Below are 14560 nucleotides of genomic sequence, written 5' to 3'. Positions count from 1 at the left end.
GCACGACACACCATGAGCCGTTATATGACGGCTCATTATTTGTCGATACGATGAGCGGACCGGTCCGCCGAACCGATCCGCTGCCGGGTCCGCCACCATCGCCGCCCGCCACTGCCCGAATGCGAGTTCCGCCATGGCCGATACCACTGTCCGACCGCTCGGGGCCTCAGCCATGGACATCGACGACCTCGTCGCCCGGCTCGCGACCGCGCCGGGTGATGCAGCGCTGGCCGAACTCCTCGCCGAGGATCAGGCGCGCAGACGGCTGGACCGGGTAACCGCGCTGGTGCGGCGGCATTCAGCGGCACAGGCCGAGGCACTGGGCCGGGCCTGGGCCGCCGCACCCGACGCACTGCGCCGGTTGCTGCTCGATCCCGGCGTCGTCGACGCCGCCCGGCGTGATCCCGGTGCGGTGGTCGCGGCGGCGGCGATCCACGCGGGCGTCCGGGCGGTGGTCACCGTCTGCCCGCACGATCACGCCGTCCTGCTTCCCGGACTCGGCATCGTTCGAATTCCACTGTCCGGCAATCATTCCCGGCCCGAACCGGTCGCCCTCGAGGTCACCGGACGGCGGCTGACGATCACCGTGGGCGGCGAGACGATCGGTATCGCCGCGGATCCGGGCACGGCGGGGCCGCACTGGGAGCCGTTACCGCGCATCACCACCGGCCGCATCGCGACCCTGGACGTGATTCTCGCCCCCGGCTCGTGCGAATCCCCCGGTGCTCCGGGGGATTTCATCGATATTCCGGTGGCGGACCGGCGCCGGGCGCTCGTCGAGGGCTGGCGACTGCTGGAGCGGGAACTACCCGAACAGGCGCGCGCGATCGCCGCGGGCCTGCGGGTGGTGGTGCCGGTCCCGGCGGCAGCGCGCCGGGCCGAGCGCGGCACCGACGGCACGTTCGGCGCGATCCGCCTGCCGTACACCCCGATCGCCGAGGCGGTGGCGGCCACGCTGATCGCCGAGTTCCGGCACGGCGAGTTCGCCGCCGCCGCGGACCTGGTCCCGATGTACCGCACCGGGTACGGGGACGTGGCCTATGCCCCGTGGCGGGCCGATCCCCGACCGCTGCACGCGCTGCTGCCCGGGGTGTACGCACAGCTCGGCGTCGCCCGGTTCTGGGAACGACGCAGGGCGGGAAACCGCGAGAACGCGCTGCACGCCGACGTGCGGTTCGCCCGCCGCCGGGCCGATGCCCGGCGGGCCTGCCTCGGCATTCTCGGCGCACCCGGGCTCACCCCCGCCGGGGGAACCTTCGTGGCACTGCTGGCCGCCGAACTGGACCGGCTCTGCGAAGCCGAGGTACATCCCGAGGCGTCGGCTGCCGCCGCTCGCTTCGCCCTCGACGACGCCATCTCCTGGCGACTGCGGAACTTCTCGATCGACGCGGCCGCCGCCGGCCGGCTGGCGACGGCCTGGCTGGAGCGCCGGCCTCCGGTCCTGCCGGAACTCGACACCATCCGGATCCGGCTCCCACAACCCGTGCTCGGCAGCAGGATTCGCACTCGCCTCACCTATCGGGAGCTCAGCGGAGGCACGCGTGACAACTCCGGCCCACCGGCGGATACGCCACCGCCGGAGGCGGTACCCCGGGCCGACCTGCTGTACGCGCGCGGCGACTACCGCCCGGCCGTGGACGCCTACTGCGCGCGGCTGCGGCGCGATCCCGACGATATCGACGCCTGGGCCGGACTGGCCCTGTCACTACCGGCCGACGCACCCGCGCGGGCCGCCCTCGTCGGCGCCGCCGACCTGGTCGCCGAGATCTATCGGCGGGTGGCGGCGTCGCTGCCGCCCGAGGACCGCTCGGCCCCGCTGCGACTGGCCCGCTGGATCGCCGCGGGCCGCCGGGCGGTGCGCCGGCGATGACAGCGTGCGGGTGAGCGCGGCGGCCGCACCGGACCGATCGCGCCGGAACCGATCTCGGCCCCCTCGGCTGGGAAGGCCGGTGCGGCAACCGTTCACCTCGATCATCGATCATCCGCGGCGATGATGGGCAACCGGCTGACCGAGCTGATGCGTTCGGTCCTGCAACGCCTGACCCGGACGCTGCCCGAGGCGGGCGGCGCGGCCGCCCGTGCCACCGACGAGATCGGGCAGGGCATCGGAACCGTCGCCGGGACGGCATCGGCCGCGGACCGGACCACAGCGTTCGACGACCTCGAACGGCAGATGCTGGCCCCGGTTCGCGGGCAGGACCTGATCCGCACCGCGACCCCGGACGATCTCCGGCGGCTGGCGGACCGGATGTCGGTCGAGGACCGGCTCGGTGCCGGCGCCGCCACGGATCCGGCGCTCACCGAGATCGCGCGGCGACAGGGTTTCGACGGCCTGCCCAGCCTCGTCACCCGCGAACAGTTCGACGCCGCCGAGGGCACCGAACTGCACCTGGTGACCGGCGAATCACATGCCGAGCAAGTGATCTCGGGCACCTACCCCGCGACCTACGACCCGCTCGACGGCAGCGGAATCCACCTCGGCTGGGGCACGGCCGCCGACCGGCCCGCCGGCCCGGGCGCCGTGACGCTCCGGATCAAGCTGAAACCCGGCGCCCGCACGGTCGACGTCACCGATCTCGCCGTCGACTCGTCCGACCGCCGCGCGGCGCTGCTCGGCGCGATCCGCCTCCTCGGCGACCAGAGTTCCCCGAAGGTCTGGGCCGCCAGGAAGCGGGAGTTGTACGCGCAGCGCGACGTGTACGCGAATCTCGGCCGCTTCGCGGCGCTGCGGGGTTACGACGCCTACTTCGCCAACGGCCGCTGGGTCGTACTCAACCGCACCGCGCTGACGATCACCCGCTGAGCCGGGAGCCGCACCGGGGACCACCGCCGCGATCGAGCCACCGCGGCCCCCCGATCACCGGCAGGCGCTGCCGCTCAACGGATGTCGGGTGCCGACACTGCGGGGTGATCGGGCGAATCCGGAGGTTGCGGCGGCACGAGCCGATCCGAATCCGGCGGCGCGACTTCCGGTCGCTCCGCAGACGCGACCTCGTCGCCGACGGCACGACCCGACCGCTCGCCGACGTCACGGGCCTGCTGCGGCGGGACCTCGCCCTCCGTGGTGTGGCCCGGCTCTGTCCCCACCCGTGGTGCGCTGTCGGCCGAGGTCGGCGCGAAGACCTGTTCGCGGCCGTCCCCGTCCGGAACCTGCTCGGTGCGCCGGGGTTTCGACCACGGCGTGCCGGATCGCCGCCGGTCCGCGGTGACCCGGTCGCGGTCCGGTGCGACGGTCGGCACGGTATCGGGACCGGGCGACTCGGAGGCTGGGGCGGCCGGGCGGCGGCGCGTCTGCCGCCACGGTGTGGCGCGTTCGCCGGGCGGGCGGCCACCGCGCCACGGGCTGTTCTCGCCGGGCTGTCCGTCCCCGGCGGATTCGCCGAGGTCCGTCGGCGGTGGCACGGTGCCGTCGGCCGACGGCGTCGCCCCGGGCAGGCTCGTGCCCGGGTCCGCGACGGGTCCGCTGCTGCCGGGCACCTCGCCCGAGGTCGTCGGTGAATCCGGAAGTTGCTGTGACACAGCCTGTTCCGCACCGAGCGTGGCAACGTTCGCGGTGGTGTCCGGGGTGACGCTCCAGGCCGGCGGGCGCCCGGAGGTGCCCGTCGAGACATCGGCCGGTGGCCGATTGTCGGAGCCGGCCGAGACCGGCGATCCGGTGTTCGACGGCGACGAGCCGGTCGCCGGGGCGTGCGCGGCGGCCGGAGCATGGGCGGCGGACTGCCCGTCCGCTCGGGTCTGTCCCGGAGCCGATTGCGGGGCCTGCTGCCCGCGCGCGGCGGCATCGGCGGGCGCGGCGGAGCGGTGCTGCTGCGCCGCGCGCGGGTCGGCCGGGTTGTTCTGTGCTGCCGGTTGATTCGCGGTCGCCGCCGGTTGGTTCGTCGCGGCGGGCGGGTAGGTGGACGCGGCCGGCGACGAGACCGACGGTGGCGGCCGCCCGGAGTCGGACTGCGGGGTATCGGCCGGATCGGCGCCGGGTGCGGTGGGCGTGCTGAAATCCATCGATCCGACGTTGTCGGCGAAATCGGAAGCATGTTTCAACATGTCGTCCGCGTATTTGTCGAGCAGCCCGGCATAACGCAATACTTCGTCCGGTTCGATGTGCAACGGCATCACCGAGGAACTGCTCGGCGGCGGCACGCCCAGCAGATCCTCGACCGCGTGATGCAGTACGCCGCTGATCATCTGGTCCACGACGTGTTCGAGCGGTTCGATCGCCTTGCCGACCACCTCCATGAGGATGTACGCCACGAGGTACTGCTCCATCGCGGACAGAATCCGTTTGGCGGCCTCCTCGATCAGCATGGTCATCGCCGCGGACAGGCCTCCGGTGACGAAAACGGCCGACAACGAGGCGAAATACGAGGCGGCCAGGGCGCCGAGTTCGGCCAGCACCGCCACCTTCACCCCCGCGATGACATCCGCCGCGACGTCCAGCGCCCGGCCGACCACCTTGCAGGCCATGTCGAGATCGCGCATGTGGCCCGCGCTCATCCGGCCCCAGGCCGCCAGCAACTGTTCGTACGAGTATCCGGAATAGACCGAGTTCATGTCCTTGATGGCGCCGGTCGCCGCCGAGTGGGTATTCGAGACGTTCGTGGCGAAATTCTCGACCTCCCGGCCGAGTTTACGGACCTCGTCCTCGTTGATATCCGGATACGGGACGCCCATGTAATTGAGGAAAAGCGCCACGTCATGCGGAATTTCGATAGGCACAGCGGGCTCCCCGCGTCAGAGGACCCGGACGACCACGGCACTGCTCGGCATCCGTGACCACCGCACGGTCGCACCCGAATGCGGCGCCTCGATGACCATGCCGTTCCCGGCGGCCAATTGCACATGTTCGGGCCCGCGCGCGCTGAACGAACTCGCCGGGAAAACCAGATCTCCAGGTCGGACGTCCGATGTCGGGACCCGCACACCGCTGTAGATCTGTTCGTATGTGGTGCGCGGTAATACGACGTGCCCACCGGAGGCCTGCGCGATCGCGTATTGGGTCAGACCGGAGCAGTCGAATCCACCGCCGCTGGCCCCGCGGGCGCCGCCGCCACCCCAGACGTACGGCGTGCCGACCGCCGCGTTGGCGGCGCGCACGGCCGAGCCGCCGGCGGTGGCGTCCGAGGGCAGGTTGCGCCGTTTGGACCGGGTCCGGCGGGGCCTGGTCGCGGAGACGGTGTGCACGCGCATCGGCGCCGACGCGGCCGGCGGCATGATCTGTGCTGCGTGTTTGCGCGCCGCGGCCACATCCGCGCCGACCTGATCGGCGGCCCGGCCGATGGTGTGCTGGGCCGCGTCCAGCAGTGCGGCCCCGGTGAACGGGGTGTCGCCGAGCGACGTGATGGCCTGCGCGCGGGTGCGGAAATCGGCGATCTGATCGGCCAATTGGCTGCGCCCGGCGACGGTGGTGTCGGCGGCCGCGGCGACCGCCTTGGCGACGACCGCATCCTTGTGACCGTGCCCGTCGGCGACCGTGGTCTGCGTGCCGCGCGCATCGGTGTAGCCATTGATGGTGTGACCGGAATGGGCAGACAAATCGCCGGAAATTGCATTCATGGCAACAGCGTCGACCGAACTGGGCTGAGTCTGTCCGTAGAGACCGAGCAGCGATTGCAGCACACCGTTGAGATCATCGGCCAGTGCCGGCGCCATTCATCCTCCCGTTCTCGCGACCCACCCCGAATTATCACTGCGGAAGATCTCATTGTGACGCCTGGCCGATGTCACATCGTTCCCAATCCTGGGGGCGTATCGTCCGAACGGACCGATCACACTTCGAATCGGACCGCTTCCCAGGTTCGGGAACACTCCACAATGAGTGAGATCGGGCAGGGAGGCGGTGACAGATCGGATGACGACGAGCACGGCGACGGGCGTGGGGCAACATTATGCGACCGTCCAACTCGTCCGGCCCCCAGGCGGTTCCGCAGCGCTGACGAGCTTCATCGGCATGGCGGAATCCGCCATTCAGACCGCGGTCGATCTGCTCGGCCGCGGCACCACCTTCGCCCCGCCCAACGTCGATGATCTGCTGACCAGCGTCCAGTACGACGATCTGGAGCAGGGCACCGCCACCAATGCCTACAAGACCGTGCTCGCCGCGGTCCAGGCCCGGCAGACCGCCTTGCAGAGCTACGACGGCACGGTGCTTCAGGCCGCCATCGTGATGTCGGCGGGCAAGGACACCACGCTGTCGGCCATCGGCTCGATCGTCTCCGAGTTGAACGCCCTGCTGAGCGGGGTCGGCAAGGCGAAGCTGACCAGCACCCAGGAGACGACGCTGATGAAGGCGATCGGCGACGCGGTGGACGCGGTGTACAAGAAGGTCACGGCGGTGGCGGAACAGAATGCGGCGATGGCCGGTTCCGGCAGTTCGTCCGGCAGCGGTACCGACAGTGGCGGTTCCTCCGGGAGTTCCGCCGACAGCGGCTCGTCCGGCAGCGGTTCCTCCGGTGACGGCAGCGGCAGTGGAACATCCTCCGGCAGTACCAGTTCCGCCAGTACCGGCAGTTCCTCCGGCAGCGGCCTGTCGTCGCTGCTGCCGCTGCTGATGATGATTCCGATGGGCCTGATGGAGCTGGCGCCGCTGGTTCCCGAATTCCTGAAACGACAGCAGGACAGCCAGCACGACCAGCAGGGCCAGGGCGACGGACAGCAGCAGCCCGGCGGTCCCGGCGGCCAGCAGCAGCCCGGCCAGCCCGCGAGCGACGCCACCGCCGGTGACTCCGGCGCCGCACCCGCCGCGGACGGTCCGCAAACCGGCGCCGCCACACCGCAATCCGGCACCACACAGAATCCGAGTATCAGTGCGCCGTCTGGGAACACGGGCCAGCCCGGTACCGCCCCGCAAACCGGCGCCACGCCGCCCACCGGCGCTCCCGCGGTACCCGAGGATCCCAACAGCCGGACCCCCAAGGGGCCGAACAGGACACCGCAGACCACCCCGATCCCGGCGGCCACCGGCACCGAGGAGCAGCCCGACACCGAGGACGGCGCGGAGAATTCGGCCGTCCCCGTCTACGGGACCTGACCGTCCGGAATCCACCTCGGCCGGTCGTCCGGCCCGGGCACGAATCTCACTGTACCGAAGCGCAATTCACTGTGACACAGCACAACGCGCGAGGCCGCCCCTAGGAGGAGTTCGGCGCGATCACGGCTCCCTGCGGCCCGGTGACCTGTTGCACACCGGGTGAGGCCGGTACCGGCTGCGCGTTCTGCGGCTGCTGTCCCGGCGCCGCGGCGGCCGGCGGTTGCGCGGTCTGCTGCGGTTGCACATCGGCTCCGCTCGGATGGTAGAAACCACGGAAATCCCCGTAGCCGCCGTGGCCGCCGTCCGGTGGGTTCTGCGGATCCAGTGGCACCAGATGCCCGTTCACGATCATCTGCAACGAGCCGTTGTCGACGACCACCACCGCGCTGCGGTTGTCCCACTGCACGACGTCACCGGTGTGCAGATGCGAGCTGTCGATCTGGTTCCACGGACTGCCCGGCGTCGCCTGCCCCGGCGTGCCCTCGTAGGCGGCGCGCGCATCGCTGCCGTTCGGATTGTTGAACTCGTGGTGCACGGCATCGGCCACCACGGACGACACCTGCTGCGACGATCCGTCCGGCAGTTTCATGTTGACCGGATTCTGGGCGCCGGCCACCGCCGGCGGCGCGGACCCGTCGGCCGACACCGGGGTCGGCGTGGCCGCGCCCGGATCGGTGGCGGGCACCGCCGTGACGCCGTCCGGTCCCATCTGACCCTGGCCGTCCTGGCCCTGGCCGTCCTGGCCCATCTCCCGGCGCCGCCGGTCCTCCTCGTCCTGCTTCTTCTTGTCCGCGTCCTGCTGCTGCATCTGCTGCAACACCATCTGCACGATGGACGGCAGGATCATCAGCGGCATCATCAACAGCATCAGCATGCTGCTGTCCATGCCGGACGAGCCCGAGGAGGAGCCGGCGGCGGTGCCGTCGCCCGTGGCCGCCGTTCCGGTGGAACCGGTATCGGTCCCCGACCCGGTGCCGGAGGTGGTCCCGCTGTCGGACCCGGTGCCCGTACCGGTCCCGTCGCCGTTCCCGCTCCCGGTGCCGCTGCCCGAGCCGTCGCCGCTGCCGCTGCCGCTGCCGGAATTCGTACTCGACCCGGACCCGTCACCGTTGCCGGACCCGCTACCGGTCGACGTACCGGAGCCACTGCCCGAGCCCGAACCCGAGCCGCTGTTCGCCGCCTGCCCATCCTTGTAACCCTGGTTGTAGCCGTCCTGGTAGCCCTGCTTGTAGGTCGGCGAATTCTTGTCGATGTCGGAGGCGGCGTCCTCCATGTCCTTGTGCAGCTGGGTGACCCGCGTCTGCACCTTTCCGATCGTGCCGTAGACCTGGTCGTAGATCGGCGTCTCCGCGCGGATCGCGGCCTGCGAGGCGCGGATCTCCGCCATGTCGTTGTACCCGGTGCTGTCATCGATGGTGACGGTCCGGGAAGTCGTGGGCTCGATCGCCTTCAGGCTATCGTTGAGAGTTCCGACATATTTCGTGATATCGGACATCGCGTCGGCGGGTTTGTCTTTGAGGCTCGCCGCCGTGGCGGTGATGTAATCGTCTTCGCCCTTGAATTTGTCCTGGACGCCCTTCAATTTGTTCAGGTAATCGGTGTAGACGTCGGTCATCGTCGAGTGGTCCTTCGAATCCTCCAGTTTCGAGGAGACCAGCAGTGCGGAAACATCGGGCGGCGCCGTCGGATGTCCGGCCCGCAGCGGATCCGCCAATGCACCGATCGCCTGCTGCGCCATGTCCAGCAGGGCGAAGAGCGCATCCGACCCGCCCAGCGGGTGATACAGCGGAAAGTTGACGTCCTTGGTCGTGTAGATATCGGTCTTGACGCCGTCGATGGTCATGACGAACTTGCCGGTCTTGGGATCCAAGATCAGCGAGCGCGTGGTGTCGCCGGTGCCGGCCGGCGCCTTGAAACCTGCGGGGTCGACGGTCTTACCGTCGTCGCTCAAACCCGCCAGGGCCTGGTTGTCGGTATTTACCAGGTACAGTTTCCCGTCCTGGCCAACCTGTATTCCGCCGATATCGGTGTTCTTGGGAATGTTGTTGGCGACGTAGGTCGGTTCCCAGGTGTTCAGAACCCCGGTTTTGTCGCTCGACAGCACCAGGCTGCCACCGGGCTCCGCGGTGAGCGTGTAGGTGGTGCCGTCGACCGTGTTCGTGATCGACTGCCCGGGCTTCAGTTCGGTATCCGAGCCTCCCATCAGAAGCTGTCCGGACCGGCCACCGGCGGTGCGTCGGTACGCGGCGCACTCACCCCGAACACCGGCGGTACAGCGCCGCCCGGCGGTCCGGCGGTGACCGGTGCGGCGACCGCACCCGACACGGTCTGGACGGCGACGTGCTCCTCGGTCACGGTGACCGCGGCCGGCGGGGCCACGAACTGCGGATGCGCGGTGATCTGGTCGTACACGTACACCGCGTCACGCAGGGTCTGCCGGGACTCGCCACCACCGGCCAGCAGCAACGCCAACTCGTTGCAGCGGCGCTCGAAGACCATGGCGCGCAACGCGGCTCCCTCGTCGCTGACGCGCAGGCCGCCCAGATCCACCCGGCCCACGTCGACGCGGCGGGAGAGCATGGCGGCGGCCAGCAGGTCGTCGGCATCGCGCAACTGATCCCAGAGCATTCGCTGCACGGGCTGCCCGGCCTGCACCATCGCCAGGATGCGGCCGCGCACCGCGCGGGCCTCCACGGCTTCCGCGGGGGTGGTGGTGGCCCGGCCCACCTGGGCGTGGGCCTCGCCGGCCAGCGTCAGGCATCGGCCGTACACGGCCGAATCCGGCACCGCCGCAACCTGTTCCAGCGCTCCGACCGAGCCGAACAGGCCGAGCCGATCGTTGGTGTCGGGGGTGGGGTGGCGCAGGTCGACGTCGTAGATCGGGCCGACCATGCCCTGCATCGGCACCTCGTTCAGGCTCAGCCGCAGGCTGGAGTCGATCGGGCCGGAGGACACCAGGGCCGAGAGTTTCGCCCCGGCCTTCGGTCCCCACACCAGTCCGAATTCGGCCAGCACGCGGGCCGGGTCGGCGACGCCCTCCCACGGCGAGCCGCCGTCCGCGGCGAGCAGTTCGTCCCACATCCACGGGCTGGACACCTCGCGCGGCAGGAACAGTCCGGCCGGCATCCAGCCCCGGCCCTCGTTGGAGGTGATGAACACCCCGGCCCCGGCCGGTCCGCGCATCACCGACACCGCCCAGGTCATGCCGACCGGCGAATCGACCGCGGCGAGCACCGCGCCCAGCAGGGTGCGGGCCAGCACCAGATCGTCGCTCGAATCGGCGTTGACCACGAAGTCCGGTCCGCGCTCCCGGTCCGCGGCCGCGGCGACCGCGGCCGCGAACGGGCTCATCATCGGGACCGGGGCGCCGAAGGTATCGATGGCGTCCTGGGTGGACCCACCGGCCGTCGCACCCGACGGCGGGCCGGAGGGGCCGCCGCGGCCGTCGTCGCCACCGCCGGCCATGACGCCGGCACCGGGACCACCGGGACCACCGGCGCCCAGGTTGTCCAGCGACGTGGTCGGCGGCCGGTCGTTGGAGTACGGCGCGTCCGCACCCCGGCCCGGCAGGCTGGGCATTCCGTCGCTGCCGTTGCCGGGACCGGTCGGCGAGTTGTCGCCGCCGCCCTGACCGGGGGCGCTGCCACCGGGCCCGCCGGGCGCGGCGCCACCGGGCGCCTGCGGGGAGCCGGTGGTGCCGGGACCACCGTTCGGGTTGGTACCGGTGTCGCCGGGACCCGGGTGCGTCGGGCTGCCCGTGGTGCCGGGGGCGCCCGGCGGCGCATGGCTGCCGCCGAACTGATTGCCGTTGTTGTTGATCGTCTGGGCGCCGTGCTGGTCGGCCAGTTCGTAGGCGCGCGCGGCGTCGCGCAGGGCCTGCGCGGTGTTGTCGTGCTCCTTGGCGAGCGCCTCCCCCGCGCGCTGCCGGGCACCGTAGTAGTTCACCAGCGCCTGCCGGACCGGGTCCGCAATCGCTCCGTAACTGTCGTGGAAGCCGTCGAGCCATGCCTGGGGCGGCTGGGCCCAGGTCCGCGTGTCAGCCGCGACCCGGTCGTGCTGGCTCGCCAGTTGCCGCAGTACCTCAGGGTCGATATCCAAGCTGTCAGGCATGTGCGATCAACTCCCTTCGGCCACCCCGACTCGCTCATTGTCGAGCCTTCCCACCCATGGGGACCGGACCGAGGACCGCCGCGGGCCCGCCCGCCAGCGCTGGGAGGCCGAATTCCGCAGCCCGCCCATAGGATTGGCGAACTCAGCGCACATCGATCGGCGCGACGGACCGCTCCCGGTGATCCCGGTCCCGCGCCCGGACCACGAATCCACAGGCAATGACGAGCCCACTGTCCGGTATTCCCCTGCAACTCGCCGAAGCGGTGCTGGGCCCGCGCCCACAGGCCCACATCGGCGAGTGGCGCCGGGTCGGCGACGCCTGGTCGGAAGCCGGTGACCGGCTGAAAGGGCTGGCCGCCGAGATCGCCGCGCTCGCGGACCGGCTGCCGGCCTCGGGATCCGGTGCCACGGTGAGCGCCATCAGCGACACCCTGCACCGCACCTCGGCCACCGCGGGACAGCAGGGTGCGTTCAGCGACAGTCTCGCCGCGCAGAACTACGAGGGGGCCAACACCGTCGAGGCGGGCCAGTTCACCTGGGACGGCATGGCCGTCGTCACCGTCGCCCAACTGGCCGCCGACGCGGCGCTGCTACAAGCCGGCGCGGTGAAGGAGGCGGCGGACCGGGCCGCCGCCCGAGCCGGCTGGCGGCAGAGCCTGTTCCGGCTGCTGGATCGGCTCGCCGGCACGGGACTGACCTATCGGACCTCCCGCGCGGGCATGCTGCTCCATGCGGGACTACTCGGCGGTGGCATCAACACACTGGTCACGGTCGGCGCGGAGCTGAGACAAACGGCCGCGGGGCATCGGCACGGCCTGGACGCGCGGGCCGTGATCACCGCCGCGGTGAGCGGCGTCGCGGGCGGAATCGGTGGCTCCTTCCTGGCGCATCGGGCCGCGCCCGCGCTGTCCCGTTTCACCACAACACGTTTCGGTCCCCGGGCGGCATTGCTCGCGCCACTGCTGCTCGGCGGCGTCGGCGGTCTGGGCGGTGCGGCCGCCGGGAGCGCGGCCGGTGCGCTGACCGATTACGGGTACACCGGAACCTGGTCCCTGCCGTGGGACGCGCAAGCGCGGGGCGGTCTGATCGCCGGCATCGTCGGCGGCGCGCTCGGCGGCACTGTCCACGCGGTGCACAACGGATTCGCGGCACTGCGGGATCCCGCCGGTGGCACGGCGCCGGAGCTGCCGGAGCGCCTCGGCACGATGCCGGCGGTAGACGGCCGAGCGGACCCGGTCGGCAACCCCGGCACGGAACCGGACACGCCGGGACGGCGGGTCGTTCGCGGCGGACCGGTCGATTCTCACAGTGCCGCAGGCACATCGGCTCGACCGGACGCACACCCCGGCGCATTCACCGAGGGGCCGGGGGCGGCGCGCATCCGGCGCGGCGGCCGCGACCCGGGCACCGTGTACGCCTACGACCCGGAACTGGGGCCGGAGGCACAGGCCCACCGGCCACCCGGCAGCGGCGAACCCGCGCCGGGCTCCGGGGAGAACCACGGCCGGGAGGCGGAGGCGGCCGGACTACCGGACGGTCACGATGCCGCCGCCCGGACACCGTCCCACGACGATGTCGGCCCGACCGAAACTCGTTCGGCGACAGTGGAAGTCCCACCCGGCGCCGCCCGCGACAGCGCCGAGGCGGTGCGGGCGCGAATCGACGAGCTCAGGCAGCGGCATCTGACCTGGTCCGTGGAGGGAGCGCAACGGGCGAGCGCCGGTGACCGAATGTTCAACTCGGACCGGTTCGACACCGCCACCAAGCAGATCATCGCCGAGTTGGACCGGCTGCATGCGACCGGGCGCATCGTGGACGACCTCCAGCTGCCGGTGGCCGCATCCGCTGATGCGCGCCGCGCCCGGGAGTCGGTGTTCCAGCCGGATCGCGCCTTCCGGGAAGCGCTCGACAACGCTCGCAACGACCTCGGCTCATATCTGTACGATCGCGCCATCCTCGGCGGAAACGAGGTTTTCGATGCCGAAACACAGTTGACACTGGCACGCCGGGAGATCGAGACCGCGACCGAACTCGTGCGCGCGGCGGTGGCGAACGCCGGCGAGATCACCGAGCTCGCATCCATGTCGGCGCTCTTCTCGTGGGCCGATCGGGTCGGCATCGACGGCCACGTGCGGCCGGAGCTCATCGATCCCGGCGACCCGCACGGCGGTGGCCTTCCCGATCCCGCCCATCTCGAATTGCTGCCGGCGTCGGTACCCGCCGCCCGGCCGCACTCCTGGGAGGATTCCGTGGATCCCGAGCTGTATCGAGCGGTCCACGAATCGGTGGCCCGGCGGCGAGCGGCGGGCCAGCCGGGCGTCCACGTGCGAGCACTGGATCATCGCATCGTCCACGAGATCCCGGACGACGCCCCCTCGAACAGGTCTACGCGGTGCGGATGCCGGACGGCCGGACGGTCCACATGCGGGTGCTCGGCGACTCGGACGGCCACCCGGTGCTGATCTCCCCGGGCTCGCCGGTGGGCATCGACGGACCGATGCCCGATCCGATGCGACTGCGCGACGAGGGCATCTTCGCGGTCGTCGTCGAGCGGCCGGGCTACGGCGACTCCACCCCGCTGCCGGGCCGGACGGTGGCCCATTGCGCCTACGACATCACCTACATCGCCACGGAGGTCTTCGGTTTCGAGCGTTACTCGGTGCTGGGACGTTCCGGCGGCGGCTCGGTCGCCCTCGCGGTCGGCGCGCTCGACCCCGAGCATGTCGATCGGGTGGCCGCCGTGGTCGGCACCTCACCGTCACTGGTCGACACCGAGACCTGGACCGCGGGCATGGGTGCGGAGAACCGTGCCGTCCACGCCGCGGAACTCGAGGAGAAGCTCGCCGTGATCCGGCGGATGGCGGCGGCGACCCGGCTGGACGGACGCTGGCTGCTGAACCACAACACCCCGTCGTTCACCGCCACCGACCATATGTGGGTCGGCGAGAACCGGGACCGGCTCGTCCGCGGCTACGAGCGCGCACTGCGCAACTACCCGGACGCCTGGACGGACGACGCCGTGCAGTTGGCCATGAACTGGGGTGTCGACCTCGGCGGCTACCGGGTACCGGTGGATCTGGTGCACGGCACCGACGACCGCTTCTCACCGACCAGCCACAGCCGGATGAACGCCGCCCTGATCCCCACCTCGAAGCTGTACCTGTTCCCGGGTACCTCGCACATGATGGGTATGGACATGGACACGGTGCTCGTCGGGCACTTCGATGCCGAGCGCAAGGCGTACTTCGCCCGCAGCACCGGAAACGTGCACCTCGATCGGGACAACGCGCGGACCCTGGCACGCATCCACGACCGCACCGGGCCACCGATCCTGCCGGACTGGTTCTACTGGCGGCACGGCCGCTGGGATGGCGACCTGGTCGCCGGGACTCGACCACCACCGAACTCCGCACGGTAGAAAGGTTT

At 71.0% G+C, this 14560-nt stretch carries 9 protein-coding genes; 5 read left to right on the top strand and 4 right to left on the bottom strand.

The window, feature by feature from the left end:
* Positions 1-172 precede the first annotated feature (172 nt).
* Positions 173-1870, top strand: coding sequence for an aKG-HExxH-type peptide beta-hydroxylase (locus tag LBW94_RS07480; protein WP_225057471.1), 1698 nt, complete (start codon positions 173-175; stop codon positions 1868-1870).
* 120 nt (positions 1871-1990) lie between these two features.
* Positions 1991-2803 (top strand): hypothetical protein, encoded by an 813-nt coding sequence (locus LBW94_RS07475; RefSeq protein WP_225057470.1) that lies wholly within the window; start codon positions 1991-1993, stop codon positions 2801-2803.
* 74 nt (positions 2804-2877) lie between these two features.
* Here the strand turns inward: LBW94_RS07475 and LBW94_RS07470 are convergent, their stop codons facing one another.
* Positions 2878-4713 (bottom strand): hypothetical protein, encoded by a 1836-nt coding sequence (locus LBW94_RS07470; protein WP_225057469.1) that lies wholly within the window; start codon positions 4711-4713, stop codon positions 2878-2880.
* Between the two features lie 15 nt (positions 4714-4728).
* On the bottom strand, positions 4729-5646 hold the full coding sequence (locus LBW94_RS07465) for a C40 family peptidase (protein ID WP_225057468.1): 918 nt from the start codon (positions 5644-5646) through the stop codon (positions 4729-4731).
* Positions 5647-5944: 298 nt separating this feature from the next.
* Here LBW94_RS07465 and LBW94_RS07460 point away from each other — a divergent pair, with 298 nt between their 5' ends.
* Positions 5945-7024: a hypothetical protein gene (locus tag LBW94_RS07460; RefSeq protein WP_225057467.1), complete on the top strand. Its 1080-nt coding sequence runs from the start codon at positions 5945-5947 to the stop codon at positions 7022-7024.
* Positions 7025-7124: 100 nt separating this feature from the next.
* Here the strand turns inward: LBW94_RS07460 and LBW94_RS07455 are convergent, their stop codons facing one another.
* On the bottom strand, positions 7125-9227 hold the full coding sequence (locus LBW94_RS07455; protein ID WP_225057466.1) for a hypothetical protein: 2103 nt from the start codon (positions 9225-9227) through the stop codon (positions 7125-7127).
* A complete protein-coding gene (locus tag LBW94_RS07450) occupies positions 9227-11134 on the bottom strand; it encodes a type VII secretion target (protein WP_225057465.1) in 1908 nt (635 codons plus the stop codon). The genes LBW94_RS07455 and LBW94_RS07450 overlap by 1 nt, the downstream gene beginning before the upstream one ends.
* A gap of 218 nt (positions 11135-11352) precedes the next feature.
* Between LBW94_RS07450 and LBW94_RS07445 the strand changes: the two genes are divergently transcribed.
* Together LBW94_RS07445 and LBW94_RS07440 are read left to right on the top strand one after the other, a co-directional pair.
* The gene (locus tag LBW94_RS07445; protein ID WP_225057464.1) at positions 11353-13596 is read left to right on the top strand and encodes a hypothetical protein; all 2244 of its coding nucleotides are present in this window, start codon (positions 11353-11355) and stop codon (positions 13594-13596) included.
* The gene (locus LBW94_RS07440; protein WP_323137831.1) at positions 13533-14552 is read left to right on the top strand and encodes an alpha/beta hydrolase; all 1020 of its coding nucleotides are present in this window, start codon (positions 13533-13535) and stop codon (positions 14550-14552) included. The genes LBW94_RS07445 and LBW94_RS07440 overlap by 64 nt, the downstream gene beginning before the upstream one ends.
* The last annotated feature ends 8 nt before the right edge of the window (positions 14553-14560 follow it).

It is taken from the genome of Nocardia sp. alder85J (genome assembly GCF_020176955.2).
Taxonomy (GTDB): Bacteria; Actinomycetota; Actinomycetes; order Mycobacteriales; family Mycobacteriaceae; genus Nocardia.
This window is presented reverse-complemented; position numbering and strand designations above follow the sequence as displayed.